The 26,319-nt window shown below is 40.1% G+C and carries 28 protein-coding genes; 8 read left to right on the top strand and 20 right to left on the bottom strand.

Translation table 11 applies throughout. From position 1 onward, the window contains the following. Nucleotides 1-27: 27 nt before the first annotated feature. Nucleotides 28-873, bottom strand: a complete 846-nt coding sequence (gene queF, locus PUND_RS07155; protein WP_010388241.1) for an NADPH-dependent 7-cyano-7-deazaguanine reductase QueF — start codon at nucleotides 871-873, stop codon at nucleotides 28-30. Nucleotides 874-932: 59 nt separating this feature from the next. On the opposite strand from queF, the gene syd reads away from it, so the two are divergent. Beyond that, nucleotides 933-1,472 (top strand): SecY-interacting protein, encoded by a 540-nt coding sequence (gene syd, locus PUND_RS07160; protein ID WP_010388242.1) that lies wholly within the window; start codon nucleotides 933-935, stop codon nucleotides 1,470-1,472. Nucleotides 1,473-1,527: 55 nt separating this feature from the next. On the opposite strand, the gene PUND_RS07165 is transcribed toward syd, so the two are convergent. From PUND_RS07165 to PUND_RS07175, 3 genes are all read right to left on the bottom strand, one after another. Next, nucleotides 1,528-2,301 carry a Zn-ribbon-containing protein gene (locus tag PUND_RS07165; protein WP_010388244.1) on the bottom strand — a complete coding sequence of 258 codons (774 nt, stop codon included), beginning with the start codon at nucleotides 2,299-2,301 and terminating at the stop codon, nucleotides 1,528-1,530. A 13-nt stretch (nucleotides 2,302-2,314) separates the two neighbouring features. After that, a complete protein-coding gene (locus PUND_RS07170) occupies nucleotides 2,315-2,584 on the bottom strand; it encodes a hypothetical protein (protein ID WP_010388245.1) in 270 nt (89 codons plus the stop codon). Between the two features lie 104 nt (nucleotides 2,585-2,688). Further along, nucleotides 2,689-2,922: a DUF2789 domain-containing protein gene (locus PUND_RS07175; protein ID WP_010388246.1), complete on the bottom strand. Its 234-nt coding sequence runs from the start codon at nucleotides 2,920-2,922 to the stop codon at nucleotides 2,689-2,691. A gap of 288 nt (nucleotides 2,923-3,210) precedes the next feature. Here PUND_RS07175 and PUND_RS07180 point away from each other — a divergent pair, with 288 nt between their 5' ends. Beyond that, nucleotides 3,211-3,861, top strand: a complete 651-nt coding sequence (locus PUND_RS07180) for a GNAT family N-acetyltransferase (protein ID WP_008109415.1) — start codon at nucleotides 3,211-3,213, stop codon at nucleotides 3,859-3,861. Nucleotides 3,862-4,465: 604 nt separating this feature from the next. Here PUND_RS07180 and PUND_RS07185 read toward each other — a convergent pair. Together PUND_RS07185 and PUND_RS07190 are read right to left on the bottom strand one after the other, a co-directional pair. Then, nucleotides 4,466-4,765 (bottom strand): DUF3301 domain-containing protein, encoded by a 300-nt coding sequence (locus tag PUND_RS07185; protein ID WP_008109417.1) that lies wholly within the window; start codon nucleotides 4,763-4,765, stop codon nucleotides 4,466-4,468. Next, nucleotides 4,766-5,794, bottom strand: coding sequence for a DUF3549 family protein (locus PUND_RS07190; RefSeq protein ID WP_010388256.1), 1,029 nt, complete (start codon nucleotides 5,792-5,794; stop codon nucleotides 4,766-4,768). A gap of 103 nt (nucleotides 5,795-5,897) precedes the next feature. Between PUND_RS07190 and PUND_RS07195 the strand changes: the two genes are divergently transcribed. From PUND_RS07195 to PUND_RS07215, 5 genes are all read left to right on the top strand, one after another. Continuing rightward, on the top strand, nucleotides 5,898-6,218 hold the full coding sequence (locus PUND_RS07195; protein WP_010388258.1) for a YqcC family protein: 321 nt from the start codon (nucleotides 5,898-5,900) through the stop codon (nucleotides 6,216-6,218). Beyond that, nucleotides 6,211-6,975, top strand: a complete 765-nt coding sequence (gene truC, locus PUND_RS07200) for a tRNA pseudouridine(65) synthase TruC (RefSeq protein ID WP_010388260.1) — start codon at nucleotides 6,211-6,213, stop codon at nucleotides 6,973-6,975. The genes PUND_RS07195 and truC overlap by 8 nt, the downstream gene beginning before the upstream one ends. Further along, on the top strand, nucleotides 6,975-7,424 hold the full coding sequence (locus PUND_RS07205) for a flavodoxin (protein WP_010388263.1): 450 nt from the start codon (nucleotides 6,975-6,977) through the stop codon (nucleotides 7,422-7,424). The genes truC and PUND_RS07205 overlap by 1 nt, the downstream gene beginning before the upstream one ends. Nucleotides 7,425-7,439: 15 nt before the next feature. Beyond that, nucleotides 7,440-8,315: a nucleotidyltransferase family protein gene (locus tag PUND_RS07210; RefSeq protein ID WP_010388266.1), complete on the top strand. Its 876-nt coding sequence runs from the start codon at nucleotides 7,440-7,442 to the stop codon at nucleotides 8,313-8,315. Between the two features lie 109 nt (nucleotides 8,316-8,424). After that, on the top strand, nucleotides 8,425-9,498 hold the full coding sequence (locus tag PUND_RS07215) for a phosphotransferase enzyme family protein (protein ID WP_010388268.1): 1,074 nt from the start codon (nucleotides 8,425-8,427) through the stop codon (nucleotides 9,496-9,498). A 111-nt stretch (nucleotides 9,499-9,609) separates the two neighbouring features. Here PUND_RS07215 and PUND_RS07220 read toward each other — a convergent pair whose 3' ends face one another. Then, nucleotides 9,610-9,849 (bottom strand): RNA recognition motif domain-containing protein, encoded by a 240-nt coding sequence (locus PUND_RS07220; protein WP_008109433.1) that lies wholly within the window; start codon nucleotides 9,847-9,849, stop codon nucleotides 9,610-9,612. A 297-nt stretch (nucleotides 9,850-10,146) separates the two neighbouring features. Between PUND_RS07220 and PUND_RS07225 the strand changes: the two genes are divergently transcribed. Next, nucleotides 10,147-13,131 carry a ligand-binding sensor domain-containing diguanylate cyclase gene (locus tag PUND_RS07225; RefSeq protein WP_010388273.1) on the top strand — a complete coding sequence of 995 codons (2,985 nt, stop codon included), beginning with the start codon at nucleotides 10,147-10,149 and terminating at the stop codon, nucleotides 13,129-13,131. 274 nt (nucleotides 13,132-13,405) lie between these two features. Here the strand turns inward: PUND_RS07225 and lipA are convergent, their stop codons facing one another. From lipA to leuS, 13 genes are all read right to left on the bottom strand, one after another. Further along, nucleotides 13,406-14,371 (bottom strand): lipoyl synthase, encoded by a 966-nt coding sequence (gene lipA / locus PUND_RS07230; RefSeq protein WP_010388275.1) that lies wholly within the window; start codon nucleotides 14,369-14,371, stop codon nucleotides 13,406-13,408. Then, nucleotides 14,368-15,021, bottom strand: coding sequence for a lipoyl(octanoyl) transferase LipB (gene lipB / locus PUND_RS07235; RefSeq protein ID WP_010388277.1), 654 nt, complete (start codon nucleotides 15,019-15,021; stop codon nucleotides 14,368-14,370). The genes lipA and lipB overlap by 4 nt, the downstream gene beginning before the upstream one ends. A gap of 19 nt (nucleotides 15,022-15,040) precedes the next feature. Continuing rightward, complete coding sequence (gene ybeD / locus PUND_RS07240; RefSeq protein WP_008109437.1) at nucleotides 15,041-15,319, bottom strand: DUF493 family protein YbeD; 279 nt, start codon at nucleotides 15,317-15,319, stop codon at nucleotides 15,041-15,043. A 209-nt stretch (nucleotides 15,320-15,528) separates the two neighbouring features. Continuing rightward, a complete protein-coding gene (locus tag PUND_RS07245; protein WP_010388279.1) occupies nucleotides 15,529-16,689 on the bottom strand; it encodes a serine hydrolase in 1,161 nt (386 codons plus the stop codon). 54 nt (nucleotides 16,690-16,743) lie between these two features. Then, nucleotides 16,744-17,505, bottom strand: a complete 762-nt coding sequence (locus PUND_RS07250; protein WP_010388281.1) for a septal ring lytic transglycosylase RlpA family protein — start codon at nucleotides 17,503-17,505, stop codon at nucleotides 16,744-16,746. After that, nucleotides 17,505-18,611: a rod shape-determining protein RodA gene (gene rodA / locus PUND_RS07255; RefSeq protein WP_010388283.1), complete on the bottom strand. Its 1,107-nt coding sequence runs from the start codon at nucleotides 18,609-18,611 to the stop codon at nucleotides 17,505-17,507. Before rodA ends, PUND_RS07250 begins: the two co-directional genes overlap by 1 nt. Continuing rightward, nucleotides 18,608-20,488, bottom strand: coding sequence for a penicillin-binding protein 2 (mrdA, locus tag PUND_RS07260; RefSeq protein WP_010388286.1), 1,881 nt, complete (start codon nucleotides 20,486-20,488; stop codon nucleotides 18,608-18,610). Before mrdA ends, rodA begins: the two co-directional genes overlap by 4 nt. 9 nt (nucleotides 20,489-20,497) lie before the next feature. Beyond that, a complete protein-coding gene (gene rlmH, locus PUND_RS07265; protein ID WP_002958522.1) occupies nucleotides 20,498-20,968 on the bottom strand; it encodes a 23S rRNA (pseudouridine(1915)-N(3))-methyltransferase RlmH in 471 nt (156 codons plus the stop codon). 37 nt (nucleotides 20,969-21,005) lie between these two features. Beyond that, nucleotides 21,006-21,323, bottom strand: a complete 318-nt coding sequence (rsfS, locus tag PUND_RS07270) for a ribosome silencing factor (protein ID WP_010388304.1) — start codon at nucleotides 21,321-21,323, stop codon at nucleotides 21,006-21,008. Nucleotides 21,324-21,385: 62 nt separating this feature from the next. Further along, entirely contained in the window at nucleotides 21,386-22,015 is a 630-nt protein-coding gene (nadD, locus tag PUND_RS07275) for a nicotinate-nucleotide adenylyltransferase (RefSeq protein WP_010388305.1), read from the bottom strand. Between the two features lie 12 nt (nucleotides 22,016-22,027). Beyond that, on the bottom strand, nucleotides 22,028-23,068 hold the full coding sequence (gene holA, locus PUND_RS07280) for a DNA polymerase III subunit delta (protein WP_010388308.1): 1,041 nt from the start codon (nucleotides 23,066-23,068) through the stop codon (nucleotides 22,028-22,030). Next, nucleotides 23,068-23,559: an LPS-assembly lipoprotein LptE gene (locus tag PUND_RS07285; RefSeq protein ID WP_010388311.1), complete on the bottom strand. Its 492-nt coding sequence runs from the start codon at nucleotides 23,557-23,559 to the stop codon at nucleotides 23,068-23,070. The genes holA and PUND_RS07285 overlap by 1 nt, the downstream gene beginning before the upstream one ends. Nucleotide 23,560: 1 nt before the next feature. Beyond that, nucleotides 23,561-26,149: a leucine--tRNA ligase gene (gene leuS / locus PUND_RS07290; RefSeq protein WP_010388314.1), complete on the bottom strand. Its 2,589-nt coding sequence runs from the start codon at nucleotides 26,147-26,149 to the stop codon at nucleotides 23,561-23,563. Nucleotides 26,150-26,319: the final 170 nt, after the last annotated feature.

The following is a 26,319-nucleotide window of genomic DNA, read 5'->3' on the forward strand; positions in this document are numbered from 1 at the left end:
GAGCCTCGGGCTCCTTTTTTGCTTAGCTTATTGACGGTTTATTTTTACCGCAAAAGGGGTATCGTTATGATGCGTTGAGCGATATGGATTAATATCAAGGCCGCCACGACGCGTATAGCGCGCATACACTTCAAGCTCTTTAATATTCAATTGAGTGGTTAAGTCGCTATAAATACGCTCCACACATTGCTCATGGAACTCATTATGGGTCCTAAACGAAATTAAATAGCGTAATAATGACTCACGACACACTTGCTCACCAGTATAACGAATAATAATGCTGGCCCAATCCGGCTGTGAAGTAATTAAACAGTTCGATTTAAGCAGGTGACTATGCAAGGTTTCGCTAACCACTTTATCGCTTTGTGACTTTAAAGAATGTGCATCAATATGGTAGTTATCTATTTCAATATCTAACTCATCAATACACTCACCTGGAAGCGGTGTGCAAGGAATACAATTATAATCATCAGCGCTGTATAAGGTCACCTTTACCGGGCTGTTTACCGCATTTGATAAGTCGTCAATTAAATGTTGCTTAACAATTTCAACACTACCAAAGCGGCTTTGGTTAAAACTGTTTAAATAAAGCTTAAACGACTTTGACTCTATAATGTGACTACTTTGACATTCGAAAGTAAATATCGCCACCGCAACTTGTGGTTTGCCTTTGGTATTTAACCAAGATAGTTCGTAACCGGTCCAAATATCTTGGCCTTTGAATGGTAATGCGGCTTCATCAATACTCAACGCGTCGCGATTAAGCTTGCGAGCAATAGGAAAAAGCAAGCTGGGCGTGTATTGATCTACATACTCAGTAGATTGACCAAGTACGCTGCCTTTAAGATCGGGAGAATTGCTGTAATCTGTCATGTTTGCTCTTAAATAGTTACAATAGGGACATTATATCTAAATTAAATGAGTTTCACAGTATGTCTGTTGCAATGCAATTAGCCCAACTTCACCAACGCTTTAGTGAAAAAACCATCAAAAATACACAAAAGCAGCCACTCATCGCCCACGATGAGCAATGGCCAAGCCCTTGTGAAATAGGCACAGCCGATGAGCACGGTATGATTCAATGGCAAGCGATAGTGAGAGAGCCTGCAGGTTCTTTGGCTGATCTCGCTAACGCATTAGAGCTTGAATTTCCTGATGAACTTAGCCAGTTTTATGGCCACATGTTTGCTGGCAGTATTTTAGCCAGCGTTGATGGCCATCAAGTAGAATTATTACAAGCGTGGAATGAGGATGACTTTGACTTACTGCAACAAAATATCACGGGTCATGTTTTAATGAAGCGAAAGCTAAAGCAAGCGCCAAGTGTTTTTATTGGTTTAACTGATCAAGATGATTTACTTGTTACGGTATTAGTGGAAACAGGTGAGGTGTGCCTAGAGTATGTAGGTAAAAAGCCACATCATGTACTCGCCAAAAACCTCAGTGAATTTATAGCGTCGTTGGCAGTATAATTATAAGGTAATTTTAAGGTGTGATGTTTTAGACATAGCACCTTAAGTATGGGACTTATTGAAAATCCCATGAAATATTAGACACTAAACCACACGGCTCACACCTAAAATCAAATAAACCAAACCATGGCTCAGGTAATTTCCATTCACCTTGGCAACTTGGGCATTTACGCTTAAGCTCCGAGGTTTTATCAACCCCACCTACACGGTATAAGTAATAGTAAACTGGCTTTTTAGTTAAAAAGCTGATGCGTTTGCTAATATCTTTACCTCGGCGATACAAATCACTTTGTGTGCTGGCTATTTCCTCTAGTGCAGGAAATTCACAGCGAGTTGCGCCATTAATTTGAATTTGATCGCATGCTTGCCAATCTTCTTGCCATTTAATCAGGGTTTTATAATCGCCATTGGCAATTGCCGGAATATTAAATAGCGGAACGGGTAAAAAGTCATCGCCACAATACAGTGGGCTACAGGTGTGCACATACGTAGTATATAAAATATAGCTTGAGGGCTCTTTACAACCATCGGCACCGTTTGAGTGAATGTCTTGACCTATTATTTTCACCTTTGGTGCTAACAAGCCTGCATCATGAAGCTTTTCAACACTGTGCTTTACAAATGCACTGTTGTTAAGAGGGTGCATAGCGTCTTCGGTCGGACACATAACGCGAGTGATAAAATAGCCATCTTTTAACACCGTTGGAAATTCTTCTCCAATGATTTGGCCATTAAAACGTAATGCATTTACCAAGCGGTTTATTGCTTGCTCGGCTTGCTCTAAGGTGGTGTCTTGGTAGCAATCAAATGTTAAATCAACAACAAACATTTATAGTCTCAAATTATTTTGGCGCGAGCAGTGTAAGTAATTGATCTAACTTTTGCTCAATTCTATCTAATTGAGAGCTGTTTTGACCTTCATTACTGGTACTTTGCTTTGGGGGTTTCATTAAATTATAAATTGAATCAGGATTATTCTTATATTGACTCACCGCAGCAATAATAACCGGCATTGGGGTCGGTGTTGTTAAACGACTTTTAGTTAGTGCAACAGTGGGAACTTTGCCTTCATCAAGAAGGACTTTTATAGCTTCAAATACAGCAGCGTTCATTCAATTATAACTCTTTTATAAAGTAAGCTCGCAACATAGACGCTGCGAGCGGGTATGGTATCAATAAAGTGGCTAAGGCACATTAAAATGCGCCATAAAATTAATTATTTTTGACGAAGACGTACGTCTAATTCATCTATTACTTCACTCCAATCGCCATCAACCGCTAGTGATTCGGCAATGAAATGTTGTTGGGCTTCATCCCAAAAGGGAGCATCTTGCAACAAGGTTGTATCGGCAATGGAGTGCGAGGCAATAAATGCATCTATTTGCGCATCCGAATCCGGCAGTCCTAGTTGGGCGAACAAGGTATTAATTGTATGTTTTGTTGTATCCATAATAATGCTCCTAAATGAATTAATATGTATTAACTCTAGGGGGGAATGGTATATCTAGCCAGTTTAACCCTTACTGAATTTACGCTTTATTTATTCAGTAGTAAGTCGCTAAAGCATGATCTGACTCAATGCAGTGGATGAGCGTACTAACTAAAATGTAAATTCGCTTATTTGTCTCACTTAGGTATATAGTTATATAAGCATTTGGTCATCGTTGTAGTTCAAAATTAATCCCAAACAAGTTACGCGGCGTAATGACAACGGGTATAAAATAATAAAGGAAATAAAATGACAGCCACAGCAGAATCGACAGACGCCTTTAGTGTTCAGCATATTGCACCAGAGGATATAAGCACAGCAGCCAGCCTAATTTATCAGGCATACCAAAACGATCCTATTTTACAAACTCTGCTAGGGTATAACGAAGACAACCCGCTCGATTATGAAAAAAAACTACGTGCACTTATTCGTGAAGAGCTCAGTAGCTTTTGGCAAGAGAAGCAGCCTTTAATTGGCCTTTACCGTAATGATAAATTAAAAGCGGTTGCCTGTGTGTTTGAGTCAAATAGCCAATTACAAGCTGAGCGTTATTGGCATTGGCGATTAAAGCTGATGCTAAGTGCAGGTTATTTACAAACGAATCAATTAATTGAAAAAGAAAAAACCATTCGTGACGCCTTAAAGCCGCAAGGGAATTATTACTTTTTAGCGTTTATTGCGGTTGATCCACACTTTCACGGGCAAGGGTTTGGTCGCACTTTACTTAAAGGTTTAGATGGCTTAATACACGATAATCCTGAGTCTTCTGGTATAGCGGTATTTGTGACTCGTGACGAGCATACGAAATTTTTTAAATCGCAAGGCTTTGAGCACTTTAAACAACTTTCATTTAACCAAGTTAAGGGTGAATTACTATTTAAAGTTGCTAATGCTCAATAAAGGTAGTTGTTCATAATGGCGCATCTGTAAGCCTATGTTCCAAATCGGGCACACCAGTGTGAGATATATCCTACATTAGTGTGCTCTTTGTCAGTTTAAATCCATTATTTATCTGTTTATAAGCATCAAGCTTCTGTTATTTATAGCTATTTTAGTTTTTTCAATTTTGTGACATTAAATTTTTTAGTTTTCCTCACTATTATACCCAGCCGTTTGGTTTAAACTTTACTTTGTCAAGACGACATAGCTCAATGATTGAGCTAATGCCATGGATATGGAATCAGGCAGCATAGTAGTGACTAGCAGGAAGCGTAAAGGACAAGTTAACACGGATGCAAGGATGAAACAGGAAGTACATGAAGTACTAAAATAGCTAGGAGCTATTTAAAGGATACCAAGGATGATGCGATAGGACATTGCAGGAGCGTTAGTTTACGCAGGACGGCCAAGGCGGCAAGAGGATATTGCAGGATGCAATGGAGGGCTAACACGGTAGTTTGCTCGTTCAGTGGATGATAAACAAGGATCAGGTAAAGGATACCTTACAGGATGTTGGCAATTAGGGCGTAACTGAGGTTACGCCTTGGTTTTTTGTTTACAAAAATTATATCTTATGCGGTGGCACAACCACACTTTTTAGCTTTTCATCTTCCATGATTAACACTCCCTGATAAGCATTTTCACCATCGCTTGAAAATTCAAAAATAAATTCGCTTTTCATGCCCGGTTTACCACTTTTTAAAATGCCAAACCGACGCTTGCTACAAGCCACACTCATTAGTTGTACCTGCAATTGCTCACTTTGGCGTTTGGCATGAACGTTCGCTGCTTCGGCTATTTTACGATTTAGCCAAAAAAAATAAATTACAGCCCCAATAAGTATGAACGTCCATAAACTAGCCATTTAAGAGAATAACCTTCCAATTGCGCGAGCTAACGTCTCGCTTCTGTTTTCTTTACGTAGTAATGCTAATAAATGTGGGCGAATAGTTGGAATTGCAACTAAATCTGCAAAAATGCTGGGAAATAACTCAGCTATTTTCTCATGGTGCGCACAGTTATCCATAAATACATGCAAACGCTGTGGCTCTTCTAATTGTTTAAAGCAGCGACCTGCAATAGTTAATAAAATGTCTGAGTCTTGCCCAAGCGTAGATTCTAAAGCGCAGTCAACCAGTTGTGCGCTAAGCCCTGTTGCTTGCCCTGATGATATGGCGCGAAGCGCGGCAGAAGCCGTAACCACATCATTATTCTTAAGAGCGGTTTGTCCATAACTTAACATTAACTCACTTAACGTGGGTGGTATTTCGATGTGTTCAAGCATTGCGCTTAATGGTTGTAATACTTCAACAGGTAAATTAGGCCACGCAGCGTGTAAGTGTTTTAAGTTATCAGCACTGTTGAGGCGATAAGCAAAATCAGCAATGCCTTGTAGTGCCACACTTTGCCAATTATCAAAACCAATCTGGCCACTAAAATAAAGCTGGGCATGTTCGTAATACTGTGAGGCTGGTTGTTTTAATAACACTTTAACTTGCGCATTAAACGCTGCTAATTTATTTGCGTTAGGGGTAAATACGTACGGGTTATTATCGAGTTTGCCATCGGCTTGTTCGCCGGTAATTTCTGTTCCTAGTGCTTGAATTACCATGTCTGCAAAGTGGTCGCGGCTGGCACTAACGAGTTTACTTTGTTCATCAAGTGGGAATTTTAAAAACCACACATAGGGTTCTTTGCTAGCTTTACTGTCCCAAAATTGAATTGCTAGCCATGCATGGCCTGCTAATGGGTAAGGGTAAGGAACTTGTGCTTGTTCAACAGCTAAAAATTGTTGTTTATCAAGCTTGGTAATATGCCTGCCAATATCAAAAGCACGCCATTGAGTTCCTGCACCGTCTAAAAGCTGGCCTAATGTGGCTATATGTTCACTCATGAATTTCCAACTGTTTTTACTACAAAATTACGCTAATTATACGCCATAGCGACTGTTGAGGGAACAGGGTATAATTGTGCAATATACAAAGTAAAGGGTGATTATGACTGAACAAACCCAACTCTATTTAACACAATTAACTGCGCTACTTAAAAAGCATCAGCTTTGGCGAAATGAGCCGATTGACCCTGCATTGTTGCATTCAAGCGTCCCTTTTTGCCATGATACGCTTGCATTTGAACAGTGGTTACAGTTTGTATTTATAGAAAAAATTCAACAGATTATTACAATGAAACAACCGTTACCGCGTAATTTTGCGATTGCTCCTATGGCGCAAATGACACTCATTGATAAGTCCGGAAGCGAAGAGATTATTTCTTTGCTGACGCAATTAGATTCATTGCTTGGAGAGTCAGATGACTGAACGTCCAGCGCCAGTTGAATACGGCGAACTGAACATTCTCTATCAAGATGAGAACTATGTAGCGATTGATAAACCATCAGGCTTACTTGTTCATCGCTCCTTTTTAGATAAGCATGAAACTCAATTTGCAATGCAAATGCTACGCGATCAACTCGGTCAGCATGTGTTTCCTGTGCACCGTCTTGATAGGCCGACATCGGGTGTGTTGTTGTTTGCTTTAAGCTCAGAAGCCGCGCGTGATATGAATCAGTTGTTTATTGAGGGCACGATCTCAAAGCGTTATTTAGCTCTAGTACGCGGATTTGCGCCTGAATCTGTTTTTTTAGATAAACCGTTAAAAGAAGAACTAGACAAAATCGCTGATAAATTTGCCGATCAGGATAAAGATGCTCAAGAAGCACAAACTCAGTTTAACTGTTTGCACCAAGCTGCGTTGCCTATTCCCATAGGAAAATACCCAACGGTTAGGTATTCTTTGGTAGAGTGTTTTCCTAAAACAGGGCGTAAACATCAAATTCGTCGCCATTTAAAACATTTGTCGTTGCCAATAATTGGCGACGTTAACCATGGTGATAACCAGCATAATCAGTTTTTTAGAGAACACTTCTCTCTTAGGCGATTAATGTTATTTGCTACAGAGCTTAGCTTTGTACATCCTTATAGTAACGAATCGATAATAATTAAAGCGCCACTAGGTGATGCAATGTTGAGTATTTGCAAACAGTTAGGGTGGCCAAGTGAAGAAAAGGATTATTAATGGCACATATTAGTATTTTTGTAGGCAGCGTGTATGGTGGTGCTGAACGTTTAAGTGAGCAAATAAGCGATACTATAGAGCAAACTGGCCATCAGGTAAGCGTATTTGCAGAGCCAAGTTTAGAAGATCTAAAAAATGCATCGCATATTTTAATTGTCACCTCAACAACAGGACAAGGCGATATACCCGCTAACTTGGCAGAGCTTTATAATCAGCTTAACAGCACCTTTCCAATGTTAACTAATAAGCCATTTGGCATTGTGGCTATGGGTGATAGAAGTTATGGTGATACGTTTTGCGCAGCAGGGCGTAGCTTTGATGAACTATTACGTGACTTACAAGCAAAACCTGTGGGTAATCGATTAGAAATTGATGCCTGTGAAGACTTTGAGCCGTGGCCTGTCACCGAGCCGTGGTTACAAACTTGGCTTGATAAATTACCCTCTTAAATGCGCAGACTCTAAATGAAAAAATATAAACTGAGTTTAATTGTGCTTGCAGGTGGCTTAGGTAGTCGCTTTGGTGGCAATAAACAAATTGCAGAGATTCCAGGGCTAAATTGCACTATTATGGAGCTGAGTATTATTGATGCGCATGCTGCAGGGGTGACGCAGGTGGTGCTGATCATAAACCAAGCGGTACGCAGTGAAATAGAGCGTACTATTTTGCCACGCTTGCCTAGTGATCTTGATGTGGTACTGGTGGAGCAACACATTGAGCAGGTTCCCGAACAGTTTAAAGCAACACTTGCCCAACGGAAAAAACCCTGGGGAACAGGTCACGCTCTGCTATGTGCCAAAGCCCACATTAATAACCCCGCTATTGTGATCACTGCCGATGACTATTATGGCAAATCTTCGTTTGTATTACTGAGTGAGCACTTTAAAAGAAGCGCTGAATGGGCAATGGTAGGGTATCCGATTATTGATACTCTTTCTGAGCACGGTGGTGTTAATCGTGGGGTATGTAATATTGCGGATGGAAAGCTTGTTGCCGTAACCGAGTATTTGAATATTCAACAACAGTCTGAGCATATTTTTGGCGATAACCCACAGGGTTTACGTGAGAAAATTAGCCCAAACTCCCTAGGCTCGATGAGTTTTTGGGGGATCACCCCTTGCTTTTTTGACTATTTGCAACAAGGTTTTGAAACGTTTTTACAGCAATATAACGTGAATACTCAGCAAGAGTACTACTTACCCGATCAAATCCAGAAAGCTATTAATGTAAAAGCACAGCCTGTATTTGTATACACTGCAAAAGAGCCTTGGTTTGGTGTTACCTATAAATCAGAACTGACAAGCATTGCGGCTACTTTGTGCGCATTACGTCAAGCATAAAGATGGTAGTACCAATTTTATTATAAATATGATCAATCTAGCATGTTAAATAACCCGCTACCTGCGTTAAAAATTATTATCGCCTTGAGCGAAAAGAGTGAAGTAGAAAATGAATACAGTTCCTATAGAAGTTTATTTATCTGAGAGTTTTGGCCTTGACGAGAAGCATGCGAGCATAAAACCCATAGGCAGTGGGCATATAAATACTACTATGTTATTAAGTACTTCGAAGCGGTCACTGGTTGTACAAAAGCTTAATACGGTGGTGTTTCCAAAACCACAGTTACTTGTTGATAATGCGCGATTAATAGAGCAACACTTAAGTGAAAAACAACAAGCAGGTGAATTCAATCTAGCAATAGTACGCCATGTAGCGACGACTCAGAATGACTATTTAGTTAATAATGATGATGATACTTGGCGAGCACTTGAGTTTATTGGTGGCAGTTATAGTGAAGATGTGGTTAATACTGCTAGCCAGGCACAAACAGCGGCCAATGCATTTGGCCAATTTGCGCAAGCGCTACAAGACTTTGACGCGAACAATTTACATGCGGTTATTCCTAATTTTCATAACTTGGCCATGCGTGCAGAAGTCTTCAAGCAAGTGGTTAGCACCGATCCTCATAAACGTTTGGCTCATTGTCAGGAAGAGGTTGATTTTTGCCTGTCGCAGCTTTCACTTATCGATGAGCTTAATGCCCTTGAGGGAAAAGTGCCTATTCGTGTGTGCCATAACGATACTAAAATAAACAACATGCTATTTTGCTTAGACTCTAATAATGCAAAAGCGGTGATAGATTTAGATACCTGTATGCCTGGTTATTGGCTTAATGATTTTGGTGATATGGTCAGAACATTTTGCTCTGCAGAGCAAGAAGATTCAACGGCGCTTGAAAAGGTAGGTGTTCGTGAAGATATTTTTGCAGCGATTGTTAAAGGCTATGTTGAGCCACTAAAGGGGGTATTAACACCCGCCGAGAAACAAAGCTTTTGGTTAGGTGCTAAAGTAATGCCCTTTATGATTGGCTTACGCTTTTTAACTGATTATATAGATGGTGATAATTACTTTAGCGTTAAGCATAAGAGACACAACTTAGATCGCGCAAAAAACCAATTTGCCTTATACAAGGATATAGTAAGTAAGCAGCAGGTCTTAAAGGAGATTTTGACTCAGGTATAAACCCAATTATTTATATTGCTCAAAGCGTTATAACTAAAACTTTGAGCAATATAAATTGAGGTTAAACATTGAAAGTATGTGTTAACTTCCAACATCTCAATTTTTTACTTATTAAGCATCCGCTAGTTTTACACGGATTTTGCTTTTGTCTACTGTGGTTTGATTAAGCGCTTTTATTGCGCCTTTAACTTCAATGTCGTTTGGCATTTCTACAAAAGCAAAACCTTTTGATTGGCCAGTTTCTTTATCGAGTACTAAGTTACAGGTGGTCACTTTACCGTGCGCTGTAAATAAAGTACGAAGCTCATGCTCTGTTGTAGCACGAGAGAGGTTACGAACTAATAATTTCATGTTTAGCCTAAATGAGGGTATCAAATAAGATTATCTCAAGTAATTTGGCTTTAACCTAATGTTATTTTGTATCTTATACTAAATAAAATTTTTACGAACTGCTTTGGATATATCTGTAAACTGCTATTGTCAGTGTTTTGATTGATAATTATACAGATTCAAATTGAGTTATTTTAATAATCAAAAATCATTTTTAGCATTCTACTCATAAGTAATTATAATAAAACCATTATCTATATAATCATTTTATTACTGATTATCAAAACTGTGTGAGCCTTAAAGGAACATTTTTTACTAATGAAAAAAACATGGGAAGTGTTTTGTTGCTTTGTTATTTGGTTTTCTTCTCAGGATGTATTATCAAAAGCGTCGCATCAGTTTCCGCAAAGTCGATTTTATTCAACGCAACATGGATTATCACAAGCCTCGATTTATGATATTGAGGAAGACAGCAATGGGTATATTTGGTTTGCAACGCAATTAGGTATTAACCGATTTGATGGTTATGAGTTTGTTTCTTTTGGGCAAAAAACAGAGGATGGCAATGGACTTTCTGGTTCATATGTGTTTGATTTAGAAATTGATCCCAATAAAGGTGATTTATACGTTGGTAACATAAACGGGCTTGATGTATTAGAGCAGCAATCAGGTCAATTCAGACACATTTATTTAGATAGCTCAAAAAGTGGGAACGAGCAGTATATTGTTAGAAAAATTAAATTTGATGCTGAAAATAATTTATGGATTGGCTCTAGTAAGGGGCTTTTTTATCGTCCGGTAGGAAGTAGTGAGTTTAAAAAAATTACTAATGAGCAAACACCTTACAATGTATATGATCTAGGTTTTGATAAAAAAGGCAATGTATGGGCAACGACTAAATCGGGCTTGTTAAAGTTCGATAAACAAAATTTTAATAAGCCTCCTACTGTATTGTTAGCAAATAAAAATGTCAGTACCCTGTTCATTGATAGTGAGCAAAAGCTATGGGTGGGGACCAATGGTTACGGTTTATTTAAATATAATATAAACGATCAGCAGCCAATATTAATTGAAAATATTAGTACCCACAACGGTTTAGTTGATTCTATTGTTAATGATATTCACCAGATGTCAGATGGCTCTATTTGGATTGCTACTGCTGATGGTGCATCTATATTCACTGATCCTAATGATCTTTTAGATTCAACGGTATTTAAGAGTAATGAGAATATCGAAGTGGATGAAGGTATCAATCATCACAATATTAGAAGTTTACTTGAATCTAAAAATGGCGTTATATTTTTTGGCACAATCGATAGTGGCGTTGGTGTTATTGACCCAGGTAAAACATTGATTAAATCATTAGAGTTTAAAAATAGAGATTCAATTTATTTTGTTACTTCGGGGAATAATGGCGAAATATGGGCATCGGGTACATCTGGAGTTTGGAAAGTAAATAGTGATTTATCAATAGAGGGGCCATTTCAATACGCAAATAATGGTGGTAACAATTTAGCGCAAAATAAGCTTACTGCAGTTTATTACTCTAAATTAGATGGTACTTTATGGGTGGCTTCAAAGCTTGGTTTGAGTAAGCTTAATGAAGAGACTCAGCTGCTAGAAACTCTACCTTTTAAAAGTGTGCCCATTTATACATTAACTGAAGATGAGCTGGGCATGCTGTGGATCGGTAGTTATGATAATGGTTTATTTTATTACGATCCAAAAAATAATGATGTTATTTTAAATATTGATACACCACTAGTTACAGAAATTTTAAGTTTAGATAAAGAGCAAACATGGGTTGCAACTATTGGTGGTTTATATTTGGTTAATAGCGTGACCAAGCATTTTGAACACTTCTCCCACGATCCGGACGATCCAAGCAGTTTACCCCATAATGTAATTACATGGATTTCTGAAATCTCTCCTGGAAATTACTTTTTAGGCACTCAAGGTAAAGGTCTGTGGCACATGCGATATGATGAATCGATGAAAGCGCCAATATTTGAGCAATTATTTGCTGATTCAGCTATTTCAAAGAGTTCTATAGGTGGTGTAATAAAAGGGAGTGATAATGGTTATTGGGTTGCAAGCTCGCGTGGTTTGTCTCGGATTAACGAGTCTTTTACGCTCATAGATCATTACTCGCAAAACGATGGTGTTAGTATAGGCGGCTATTATATTGCTAGACCAGCTGAAAATGAAGCTGGCTTATTATTTTTTGCAGGCGTTAATAGCTTTAATTATTTCGATCCTATGACTATAAACACATCAACTGATTTTCCAGCCCTTGAGCTTACAAAAATAAAAACATTAAGCTTAGAGAGTGAAGATGATATTTATGATGCTAAAAAAGCTCCTCTGAAAGAATTACCAAATGATTACGAGTTAGTGCTTGAACCTAATAATTTGATGGTTACTATTGAATTTACATCTCTTGAATATGGAAGTCCAAAGAGTATTCAATATGCCTATAAACTAAAGGGTTTTGATAATCGCTGGCAGTATGTTGATAGTATTAGCCGCAGCGTTTTGTTTACAAACTTGTTACCCGGTCACTACGAACTTGAAATTAAAAATACAAATCGTCATGGTGTATGGGCCACTAAAGCAAACGTATTGAGTATTGTAGTAAAAACGCCATGGTGGAAAACGACTGAATTTATATTTTTGAGTGTCATACTATTTTTTGTTTTTACATACCTTATTTATCGCTGGCGTACATATAACTTGCACCAACAAGCAATCGCTTTGAATAGTCTTGTTGATAGCAAAACAAAAGATCTAAAACATGCAAATGAGCAGCTTAGAATATTAACGGTAAAAGATTCGCTAACGCAATTAATGAATAGACGAGGTTTTACTGAGCGCTCGAATCAAGAGTTTGAAAAGTATCAACGTGATAAAAATGCATTTTGCATATGCTTATTTGATATCGATAAGTTCAAGAATATTAACGACACTTATGGTCACTCTATAGGTGACAATGTGCTTGTAGAGGTTGCCAACACCGTTAAAAGTAGCGTGAGAGGATGTGATGTTGTTGCGCGTTGGGGCGGCGAAGAATTTATTGTTTTATTCCCAAACGTTGATTTAAGCAAGGCAAATGATATTGCAGAAAGAGTTAGATTGTCGGTTTCCTCGTTAGAGTTGGTAGTTAAGGGAATTAAAATATCACCTACTATATCTGGTGGTATTGCTAGTATTGAAAAATTTAATTCACTAGATGAATGCATAAATTGCGCTGATGATTTGCTTTATAAAGCTAAAGATTTAGGGCGAAATAGGGTGTGTTTATAAAAATTTAAATTATAGGGGGGTAGTTAAAATATTAAGCATTTGAAATAAAGTAAATTAAATCAACCCTTAGTTTAGATTTTGCTGCCTTAACAGGAACCCCTGTTGAACCTTGCAACGACGCGGCTGAAGTTGACTTGCGATAGGCCTAAGTTAAGGGTGTAGGGTCTATTGGATTAACAGGGCGTCAGAGATGATCTATAGTGCATAAACAAAAAAGCCGTTAGCTGTGAATAATTCATTGCTAACGGCTTTTATAATATAGGTTAAAAAGTAACTATTTTACTTCTTTACCCGCAGCTTGCTGATCAGCGTGGTAGCTTGAACGAACAAATGGGCCTGAAGCCGCGTGTGTAAAGCCAATTTCATCAGCATATTCTTTTAATGCGTCAAATTCAGCTGGTGGCACGTAACGCTTAACGGGTAAGTGATGCTTAGACGGTTGTAGGTATTGCCCTACAGTAAGCATATCAACGTTATGAGCACGTAAATCGCGAAGTACTTCCTCGATTTCGCTAATTTCTTCACCAAGGCCAACCATTAAGCCTGATTTTGTTTTAACCTCAGGATGGGCTTCTTTAAAGCGACGTAATAATTCAAGAGACCATTTATAGTCAGCACCTGGGCGCGCAAGTTTGTATAAACGTGGCGCCGTTTCTAGGTTGTGATTAAATACATCTGGCGGCGTTTCAATTAAAATTTCTAACGCTCTGTCCATACGGCCACGAAAATCGGGCACTAAAATCTCAATGGTAATTTCTGGGTTATGCTTACGAATTTCGCGGATACAATCAGCAAAGTGCTGAGCACCACCGTCACGTAAATCATCACGGTCTACAGAAGTAATAACCACATAGCGTAACTTCATGTCTTTAATGGTCAGTGCCAGCTTTTCAGGCTCAGCGGCATCAGGTTTTAATGGACGACCATGTGCAACGTCACAAAATGGACAACGACGTGTACAAATAGCCCCTAAAATCATAAAGGTCGCTGTACCGTGGTTAAAACACTCTGATAAGTTAGGACACGAAGCTTCTTCACATACAGAGTGAAGGCCATGCTTACGCATTGCTTGTTTTATGCCGTCAATTCGCTCGGTTGACTTGGGTAAGCGAATTTTAAGCCACTCTGGCTTACGGAGCATTTCGGTTTTTTCTGTTGGTAAAACTTTAACGGGGATCAACGCCATTTTTTCTGCGTCGCGTAGTTTTACACCTGGTTCCATTTTGACTGGTTTATTCATTCGTTTTCAAACCCTTCAGTATGCTTAACCTGTGTTGCATTAAGCTTCTTGATCATGTGTTTTACCAGCCCTTCACCTGCAGCTTCAAGGTTTTGAGGGCCATTTAGTTCTTTAGTTTGCACCATATTCATGCCCGCATAACCACATGGGTTAATGCGTAAAAATGGACTTAGATCCATATTAACATTTAATGCCAAGCCATGAAATGAGCAGCCACGACGAACTCGTAAACCTAAAGATGCAATTTTACTGTCGTTAACGTAAACACCAGGGGCATCCGCTTTCGCGTATGCATCTATGGCGAACTCTGAAAGGGACTCAATGATGCACTCTTCAAGCCAAGTAACTAGCTCTCGCACCCCAATTTTTAAACGACGTAAATTAAATAATACATACATCATTTGCTGACCAGGGCCGTGGTAAGTAACCTGTCCACCGCGGTCAACTTTAATCACTTCAATGTCACCTGGGGCGAGTAAATGCTCATCTTTACCGGCTTGGCCTTGGGTAAATACACTTTCATGCTCTACTAACCAAATTTCATCTGGCGTATTTTCATCACGGGTGTCGGTAAAGTCTTGCATTTTTTGCCAAATCGGCATGTAACGCTGACGACCCAGTTGGCGTACGATTAGGGTGTTTTCGCTCACAACAAATCTCAACTATAGCTTAAAGCATATGGCGCACGTCATCGATATTGCTGATCACGTTGTAAATTTCTTCAATGTGTTTGCCGCTTGTTACTGTGGCTACTAAAGTGACTGACTCATAGTTACCTTTACTGCTCGGTTTTACTTTTGGCGCATAATCACCCGGAGCGATAGGTTGTAACTTTTCTAAAATTTGATCAGTTAAGTTTACGTTTGCTAGACCCATAATTTTAAATGTAAACGGGCAAGGGTACTCTAGGTACTCATCAAATTTAGTGTTTTTAACAGGTTCAACCACGACGGGAACTCCTCAAACAAAAGTGTTGGCTCAACTTATACGTTAAGCTTAAAACTGACAGGCTAATGACAATCTTGAAATGATGTTACTTTTGACCTAAGCCAACGATAGTCATTCAATACGATTGGTATATATGGGGCGCATTCTAGCACTTTTCAAGCAAAAAAAAACGCCTCACAGAAGAGGCGTTCATATTACTTTACTCGTGCTTACATTATTTGTAAGCGTAAGTAGTCATATATTTTGCTGAAGAAGCTACCTTCTTGTATTTCTTCAAGCGTAACTAGCGGATATTGTGCAATATCTTCGCCTTCAAGTTGTAAAAACAGCGTGCCTACTTTAGTGCCTTTAGCTAAAGGTGCTTCAAGCGTATCGTCAAGCTCAAAGTTTGCTTTCAGGTTTTTATGTTGGCCACGAGGGATTGTAATAGGGGTGTCTTCTAAAATACCTAAAGAGACATTCTCTTTGTTACCCATCCAGATGCGTTGCTCTGCAAAACTATCGCCAGCTTTGTAAGGCGTAATTGTTTCAAAAAAGCGGAAACCGTAGTTAAGCAGTTTTTTACTTTCAACTTTACGCGCACGCTCACTTGAAGTACCCATAACTACCGCAATTAAACGCATGTCGTTTTTCGTTGCCGAGGTGACTAAGCTGTAACCCGCATCAGATGTATGGCCTGTTTTAATACCATCAACATCTAAGCTTTCATCCCATAACAACGAGTTACGGTTATATTGCTTTATACCATTGTATGTAAATGACTTTTCTTTATATAGTGCATATTCGTCCGGCACGTCTCTGATTAAGGCTGCACCAAGTGTGGCCATATCGCGTGGCGTTGTGTAGTGCTCGTCTGTATCAAGACCGTGACTATTAATAAAGTGAGTATTTGTCATGCCTATCTTTTCAGCATGGGCATTCATTAAATCTGCAAAGGCACTTTCGCTGCCTGCAATATGCTCAGCCATGGCAACACAGGCATCATTACCTGATTGCACAATAATACCGTGATTAAGTTCATCTACACTTACTTGCTTACCCACTTCAATGAACATTTTAGATGATTCAGGAAAGTTTTTTGCCCACGCTTTTTCACTGATAGTTACCATATCGGTGGGGGCGATATTACCTGCATTTATTTCTGTACCAATTACATAACTAGTCATCATTTTAGTTAAGCTAGCAGGAGCAAGTCTTGTATCAGCTTCACCTTCTGCAATCACTTTACCTGTGGTGAAGTCCACCAAAAAGTAACCTTTAGCATTAACTTGAGGAGGGGCTGGAATAATTTGTGCGGTGGCTGAAAAGACGGCGGCAGAACAGACTAAGCCGCAAACACCAGTAAGAATTTTATGTTTAATAGATTTCATCATACTCATTAATGGTTAAAGTTAAAAATATGCATTCTCCCTATTCTAAAGGGCTTACTGAGTGTAAAGCAAGAACGCGTTTTGAAATTGATTTTGTTTTAATGTTTCTAGTACTCGTTGCGCGTGTTGGGCATCTTTTATCGGCCCTAAGTGCAATCTATAAATACCGTCTTTTTCGACGATATTTGTTGGTAATTTATATTGCTCTCGTAGTGTGTGTGCCAATGCTTCTATGTTGGCTAACGTACTACCTGCAGCTACTTGAACATAGGTTTTTCGTGCATGGGTATCTGCAAGGGTAATCGCTTCAAGCTTAACCTGTGCTGTACCGTATTTATGGTAGCCAAGTTTATAGGCTGCAGCATAGGAAAGATCAATGATTCTATCGTCATGAAAAGGCCCGCGATCGTTAACCCGTACTATAACAGATTGGCCATTGGCTGTATTTGTTACGCGCACAAAACTCGGTAAGGGCAAGGTTTTGTGAGCTGCCGTCATAGCGAACATATCGTAAATTTCGCCGTTAGAGGTGTGATAACCATGAAATTTTCGGCCATACCATGAGGCAATGCCCGTTTCTGAATAACCTGTTTCATCGAGCATAGGGGTATAACGTTTGCCCAACACTTCGTAAGGGCGTGTGGTGCTCGCGCTTTTTATAACTTTAGTGACAATAGCATCTTGCATTTCTAATTCAGTTGGTGCTCGAAGAGGCGCTGCATCATGGCGCATGCTGTAACGGCTATTTGAACTGCTACATGCACTTAAAAAGAGGCTAACGAGTGTAATAATTATAAGTTGTTTATAAAGGCGCATTATTTTAAGAGCATCCTTTTATCTGTGGCAATCGACATAATAATGCCAAATGCAGCCATCAAGGTCACCATTGAGGTGCCGCCATAACTAATTAATGGTAAGGGAACACCTACAACAGGTAATAAACCCGAGACCATACCAATGTTTACAAAAATATAAACGAAAAATGTGAGTGTCAGAGAGCCTGCGAGTAACTTGCCAAAAGCTTCTTGTGCATTAACTGCAATAAATAATCCACGGCCAATGATGAATAAGTACAGGCTAAGTAAAATACACACACCAAATAAACCAAACTCTTCACTCAGTACAGAAAAAATAAAATCGGTATGTCGTTCAGGTAAAAATTCCAGTTGTGATTGTGTGCCTTGCAACCAGCCTTTGCCTTCGATACCGCCTGAGCCAATAGCAATTTTTGATTGAATAATATGATAGCCAGAACCAAGCGGATCGCTCTCAGGATCTAAAAAGGTCAGTACTCTTTGCTTTTGATAATCGTGCATACCATAGTGCCAAAATGGCCACGCTGCCAAAGCAACAACTGAGCTTAAAAAGCCAATTAAACGCCAACTCAAGCCAGATAAAAACAATACAAACACCCCCGAACTGGCAATCAAAATTGAGGTGCCTAAATCGGGCTGTTCCTTAATAAGTAAGGTGGGCAACATTACAATGGCAAAGCCAATAATTAAATGAAGTGGACGCGGTGGTAAGTGGTTACGACCAATGTACCAAGCCACCATCATAGGAACCGCTAATTTCATCAGCTCTGAGGGTTGAAAGCGGGTAATACCTAAATCTAACCAGCGTTGAGCGCCTTTAGAGCTTACACCAAATAGTAGTACTCCAACTAGCATGAGTAACCCTAGGCAATACATGGGAATGACTAAGCGTTTTAACGTAGCGGGGGGGATTTGCGCTAAAACAAACATTCCAATAATTGCACCTGCCATGCGGGTTACATGGCGGATCATCATAGCCGAGTCTTGGCCAGAGGCACTATAAACGATAGTGATGCTGCCAGCCATCATCAGTAATAAAGCAATTAAAAGTGGCAAGTCGATATGCAGGCGTAGCCAAATAGAGCGCTTATTATGTAAAGCCGTCATGGTACTTTACTCCCTGAGGATTGAATTGGGTTAGCTGCAAAATAATAATCCATTAATTGACGGGCAATCGGCGCACCTACTGAGCTTCCGCCACCGGTATTTTCTACCACAATAGAGACCACTATTTGTGGGTTGTTGTAGGGGGCAAAACCGACGTAAATGGCGTTATCACGTTGGCGCTCTTTAAGTGCATCGGCGTCGTAACGCTCGCCTTGAGCAATACTGACTACTTGGGCTGTACCGGTTTTACCTGCTGGATCGTAGGTAGCGCCTTTAAACGCACGATGGGCAGTTCCGGTGGTTTTTTTAACGGTGTTATGCATGGCATCAATCGCGATGCGCCAGTTATCTTCATTATTGAGTACAACAGGTGGCTTTTCTTCATTATTGAGCTGAGTAATTTGATCTTCTTTTTTAGCAACTTGCACTAAATGAGGAGGGTGATTTATCCCTCTGTTAACTAAAATATTAGTGGCATTCGCTATTTGAATGGGGGTGGCAGTCCAATAACCTTGGCCAATTCCTACAGAAATAGTATCGCCACGCCACCACGACTCTTTAAAACGATCTTCTTTCCACTCTTTTGAGGGTAAAATAGCGGTTGTTTCTTCATGAATATCAATACCGGATAACTCACCAAAGCCAAAGCGAGCCATAAAGTTACTTATTTTGGTGATCCCCATACGATAGGCTGCGTCATAAAAGTAGGTATCGCATGACTCTTCTATTGCCTTGTAAACATCAACATGGCCATGGCCCCAACGTCGCCAATCTCGCCATCTATGCTCTACGTTTGGTATTTGAAAAAAGCCTGGATCCCACATGGTGGTGGTTTCTTGCACTATGTTTTCTTCTAATGCCAAAATAGCCATGTGCGGCTTAATAGTCGATGCTGGTGCATAGCGTCCTTGAGTGGTACGGTTTATAAGTGGGCGATCTGGATTAAGTAGGGCTTTGTAGTCTTTACTGCTAATACCGTGCACAAATAAATTGGGGTCATAACTTGGGTTTGAATAAAGCGCTAGAACACCGCCATCTTTTGCATCCATTACCACAATAGCGCCGCGCATATCTTTAAGTGCATGTTGGGCTATTTGTTGTAAACCAATGTCGAGAGTAAGTACTAAGTCGTCACCCGGCTGCGGTGGATCCATGTTTAAGGTGCGAATAATACGGCCACGGTTGTTTACTTCAACCCGCTGTGAGCCGACTTGTCCATGTAGTAATGGCTCGTAATACTTTTCGATACCCAGTTTACCAATATCATGCGTGGCTCGGTAGTTTGTGGCTTCATCTTGTTGTTCAAGCTTATTTAATTCTTTTCTATTGAGCTTTGCAACATAGCCTAATGCATGGGTTAAAGTATCGCCAAAGGGATAATATCTCGCTAGGCGCGCTTCAATGCTAAACCCTGGAAATTTATGTTGGTTTACTGAAAACATCGCTACTTCGTTTTCATTTAAACGGGCTTTGAGGACTTGGCTTTTAAAACGTCGAGTATGTTTTATATCATCAAGAAAATCAGCTTGTTGTTGCTCGGTTATTTCAATGATTTTGCTGATAGACTTCAAAGAGGCGGTTAAATCATCAACTTCTTCGGGGATCACTTCAAGGTTATAGACGGGCTTATTTTCGGCCAGTAAAACACCGTTGCGGTCATAAATAAGTCCGCGATTAGGTGCAATAGGGATTACTTTTATGCGGTTGTCATTAGAGCGAGTTTGGTAATCTTGGTGGTCGTCAACTTGAATGGTGTACAAGTTAGACAATAATATGGCTACTAAGGCTAAGATAAAAATAAAACCCACAAATGCACGCCGAGCAAATAAATTAGCTTCTGCTGAGTGGTCGCGAATAGTGGGTCTTCGTTTTAGCATGGCAAGAAACTACTCGCGATGATAAGGGTGGTTGTTATTTAAGCTCCAGCCTCTGTAAAGGCTTTCAGCAACAATAATGCGTACTAAAGGGTGTGGGAGCGTTAAATTTGATAACGACCATTTTTGCTCAGAGGCCGCAATACACTCGGGAGCTAAGCCTTCTGGTCCGCCAATCAGTAAACTGACATCGCGACCATCAAGTTGCCACTTTTCCATGTTTTTCGCTAGCTGGTGAGTATCCAGTGCTTTACCGGTTACTTCTAGTGTGACAATACGATTGCCTTTAGGTATAGCGGCTAAGGTTTTTTCACCTTCAATGTGCAAAATACGCTTTATATCTGCGTTTTTGCCACGTTTACCTGCAGGTATTTCGATTAGTTCCAGTGCCATATCTTTGGGAAAGCGGCGCTGATATTCTGCAAAACCTGTTTCTACCCATGCTGGCATTTTTGTACCAACAGCAATCATTTGTATTTTCACGACGTTACTTCCAAGCGTTGTCTAAAATAGGGAGCTATTAGCCCCAAAGCTTTTCTAGATCGTAATAGCTACGTGCTTGATCTTGCATAACGTGAACAATCACATCACCTAAATCAACTAATGCCCATTCGCCATCGCTTTGGCCTTCATAGCCTAATGGCTCTTCACCAGCGTGACGAGCTTCTTTTGCTAAGTTATCAGCAATTGACAATACATGGCGTCTTGATGTGCCTGAACATACAATCATGTAATCGGTTACGTCTGAAGTGCCAGTTACGTCAAGTTGAATTACATCACGTGCTTTCATATCGTCAATTTTGTCTAGTGCAAAAGCGAGTAGTTGTTTCGAATCCAAGGTTTTGTCTCAATTTAAAATTTAATAGCGGTTATTTTAACACGCTGAGGGGTTTATACCAATCACTCTTGATAAAGCTGGTGCTGCTGAATATAGTGACTCACGGTGTCGGGTAATAGTTCACTCTTTTTAATACTTTTTTTAAGAGCTTGACGGATATTACTGGATGCGGCATCCAGTTGCTTACCTTCTAAAAAGTAAAGGTGTCCGCCATTTTTTTCGTTCAGTAGTGAAATATCGTTGCTCATAGCCTGCTGTTTGTAGTTTTTAAGTTCACCTTGTACATCACAGTTTTGACCTGGGCGTTGATACACCACTATATGGCATAGACTCGTTATTGTTTGCCACTGATACCATTTATCAAGGTTGTTGAATGAGTCCATACCAATTAAAAATAAAATAGGGGTATCGGGATTTTCTGCTCTTAGCTCTTGCAAGCTTAATAAAGAATACGACGGGCCGCTACGTTTTAGCTCCCGTAAATCAAGCTTAAACTGCGAATATGGTTTAATTGCGGTTTTAAGCATTGCAATACGATGCTCGGTGCTGATCCCCGGTGCCGCTTTGTGTGCGGGTATTGCACAGGGCATAAAATAGAGTGAGTGTAATTTAAAGGTCGCAACGCATTGCTGCGCCATATTAAGGTGCCCAAAATGAACAGGGTCAAAAGTGCCACCAAAAATTGCAATCATGATATTTTTCCTTTACTGACGGTTAGTATGGCACGGCAGTGGAATATCGAGTGGTTGGCAAAATTTAATACAAATATGTGCTAATGCTTGATAGGGCGCAATCAATACACCTTGTTTGTAGCTTGCATCAAATAATGCCAGTTCACTGCTAATACTTTCAAGGGTGTGAATATTTAGTCTGTTTATCGCTGTTTGTACCGGCACTTGCTGATTTTTCCAAATCGCTTTTTGCTTAAACAGGGTCGCTAATGACTCACCCTGCAGTAACCCTTGTTGTACACCTATTAAGGTATTTAAATCTTTATTGATGGCCCATAAAATACTCACTACTTCAGTGTTATCACTGGCAAGCTTATTTAATACTTTTATTGCTTGTGTAGTATGGCCGTTTAACAGGGCATCACTTAAATCAAAAATATCGAATTTAGATTGGTTTAGTAGCCCTTGCATTACCAGTTGTTGGGTAATGAGAGCGTCACCATGTATTAGTGACAGCTTTTCAAGCTCTTGGAAACAAGCCAGTAAATTGCCTTCAGTGGCATTAATTAAACTGAGCTTAGCCTCGTTTTGTAAATTAAGTGACAAACGTTGGCATTGTTCATCAAGCCAACGTTTTAAGTGATTACCACTAAGCGGATAGCAGGGTACAAATAACCCTTGCTTATCGAGTGCTTTAAACCACGCACCGCGTTGCACATCTTGGCTTGCTTTGGCGCCTTTAACAATTAAAATGGTGTCAGGATTTTCAAGTTCAACAACCTTTTTAAAGGTGTTAGCACCGGGTGTACCAGGTTTTTGCTGGTTTAAGTCAAGCTCAATAATTGTACGCGCACTAAATAACGACATACTTTGGTATTGCGCTATGATTTCCTGCCAATCAAAGCCTTGGGCTAAAGTGAATTTAATTACTTCATCAAAACCTTGCGCTTTTGCGCTATCGCGTATGAGCTGTACACATTGCGCTTCTTGAAAAGGCTCTTCACCAAAAACCAAATAAAAAGGTTTTAACCCCTTTTTTAATTCGCTAGGCAGCTGATTTGCATAACAACGCATTATAGTTGCGACAACTCTCTAACAATTCGACGACTCGCTTGCTGGCGAATTTCGCTGATCAGCAGTTCAAGCTCTTTTGCTTTAGCTAGTGCGTTGTCAGGATCATCTTGGTAATTACGGTAAAGCTCAAAACGTTTTTCAATGGCTTCTTGTTTTGGGCGTTTTACAACATAACTCACACTGTATGCCAGTTCATATTCAGCTACTTGTCCGTTTTGAAACAACGACAAGGTTTGGCGCTCTAGCTGCTCTTTAAATAAATAAAGTTGCGCAGACTGTTTACTCGCAGGGACTAAAGTGACATCGCTCATAGCCAGTTCTGTTTGCAAATAGCTAAACAACGCTGATTTTTGATCATCACCCACCAAGGTTAGCTGTTTTAAATCATTGGGTAGGCTTGATGCTTTTTTAAGGTGAAAGCCACAGCTCGATAACAAAAAACAGACTAGCACTAAGGCTAGTCCGTTTTTAATGGCATTTAAAGTAGCCATATTAGTTAGCTACCACGTTAAGCAATTTACCTGGTACATAAATTACCTTGCGGATTGTTGCACCATCAGTAAATTTAGTGACGTTAGATTCTGCAAACGCGAGTGCTTCTACTTGCTCTTGCGTTGCATCAGCTGCAACCGTTAGTTTTGCACGTAATTTACCGTTTACTTGTACGATGATTAGTTTTTCATCTTCAACTAGGGCAGATTCGTCAACTTTTGGCCATGCTGCATCTAAAATATCACCTTCTTTACCTAGATCTTGCCATAACTGATGCGATAAATGCGGTGTTATTGGTGCTAGCATAATAAGCAATGCTTCTAATGCCTCGTTAGCAATGGCAACATCTTGAGTATCGTTTAATGGCGCTTTTAATAACTTATTAGACAGCTCCATGATTGCGGCAATCGCAGTGTTGAATGTTTGACGACGTTCAACATCATCGCTCACTTTTGCAATGGCTTTATGTAGCTCACGGCGAAGTACTTTTTGTGGGTTAGTAAGCGACGATTTATCAAGTGCTTGGAAGCCAACCGTTTTAACATCTACCGCGTATTTCCATACACGTTTTAAGAAACGGTGTGCGCCTTCAACCCCTGAATCTGACCATTCAAGCGTTTGCTCTGGTGGTGCAGTAAACATCATAAATAAACGCACGGTATCTGCACCGTATTGAGCAATTACTTCTTGTGGGTCTATGCCGTTATTTTTCGACTTAGACATTTTGCTCATGCCAGATGAGAACACAGGTTCACCATCTTCTTTGTGCCATGCCTTGGTTACACGGCCTTTGTCGTCGGTTTCGGTATTTACATCACTTGGCGAAATCCATACATCGCCGCCTTTTTCATCTTTACGATAAAATGTTTCGGCAAGTACCATACCTTGACAAAGTAAGCGGTCGAATGGCTCGTCTGAATTTACTAAACCAAAGTCACGTAGTAATTTATGGAAAAAGCGCGAGTACAATAAGTGTAAAATTGCGTGCTCAATACCACCAATGTATTGGTTTACTGGTAACCAGTAGTTAGCGGCTGCTGGGTCTAACATACCCTCGTCATGGCGCGGGCTACAGTAGCGAGCGTAATACCATGATGACTCCATAAAGGTGTCAAAAGTATCAGTTTCATGAGTAGCGGGTACACCGTTTACAGTCGCTTTAGCCCATTCTGGATCGGCTTTAATTGGTGAGGTAACACCATTCATTACCACATCTTCTGGTAAACGCACCGGTAGCATATCTTCAGTGGCAGCAAGTTCGTTGCCGTTTTCATCACTCAGCATTGGAATTGGCGAACCCCAATAACGCTGACGGCTAACACCCCAATCGCGAAGACGGAAGTTTACTTTACGCTCACCTACACCTAATGCTTCTAGTTTGTCGGCAACAGCGTTAAAGGCGTTTTCAAAATCAAGGCCATCAAATTCACCTGAGTTTACTAATTCCCCTTTTTCGGTGAATGCTTCTTGTGCTAGGTTTACTTCAAGCTCAGAGCCTTCAACTGGCGCAATAACTTGTTTAATATCTAGGCCGTAAGCTGTTGCAAATTCAAAGTCACGTTGGTCGTGCGCAGGTACTGCCATTACCGCACCTGAGCCGTAATGCATTAATACAAAGTTAGCAACCCAAATTGGTAGTTGCTCGCCCGTTAATGGGTGAGTGGCGTAAAAGCCTGTTGCTATACCTTTTTTCTCCATGGTTGCCATGTCTGCTTCAGCAACTTTGGTGTTTTTGCATTCTTCAACAAACATTGCAATCGCGTCGCTATTTTTAGCCGCTTCTTGTGCAATAGGGTGGCCACCAGCAACGGCTAGGTATGTTACGCCCATAAATGTATCTGGGCGTGTAGTGTATACGCTAAATTTTTCGTTGTTATCGGTACGCGTAAATTCTATGTCTAAGCCTTCAGAACGACCAATCCAGTTGCGCTGCATGGTTTTAACTTGTTCAGGCCAGTCTTCTAATTTGTCTAAATCGTCTAATAGCTCTTGTGCGTAGTCGGTAATTTTAATAAACCACTGTGGAATTTCTTTTTGTTCCACTACCGCACCTGAGCGCCAACCGCGGCCGTCAATTACTTGCTCGTTAGCTAATACAGTTTGATCGACCGGATCCCAGTTAACCGTTGACATTTTTTTGTACACTAGGCCTTTTTCGTAAAGCTTAGTGAAAAACCACTGTTCCCATTTGTAATATTCTGGGTGGCAAGTCGCAATCTCGCGATCCCAATCGTAACCAAAACCTAATTGCTTAAGTTGGTTACGCATGTAGTCAATATTTTCGTAAGTCCACTTTGCAGGGGCTGTTTTATTTTTAATAGCCGCGTTTTCTGCAGGTAAACCAAACGCATCCCAACCCATAGGTTGCATTACGTTTTTGCCTTGCAAGCGTTGGAAGCGAGAAACCACGTCACCAATGGTATAGTTACGCACATGACCCATATGCAGTCGACCACTTGGGTAAGGAAACATTGAGAGGCAATAGTACTTTTCTTTGCTCTCATCTTCTGTGGCTTTAAATACTTGGTTTTCTTCCCAGTAGCGTTGGACTTTTGACTCTATGTCTTGTGGGTTATATTGCTCTTGCATTTACGTTTCCAAACTTCTTGCATACTAATAAAAAATTGTCGATAGGATACCCCAAATAAAGCGCTATTCACAGCGCCAAAGCGGCGCTTTTTGTAAATTTGCGAGTAAATTAGTTTTCAGTACAGGTTAACCTATACTTATCTATGATATAGAGTAAATCAGTAGACGTT

The sequence above is a fragment of the Pseudoalteromonas undina genome, assembly GCF_000238275.3.
In the GTDB taxonomy this organism is placed as follows: domain Bacteria; phylum Pseudomonadota; class Gammaproteobacteria; order Enterobacterales; family Alteromonadaceae; genus Pseudoalteromonas; species Pseudoalteromonas undina.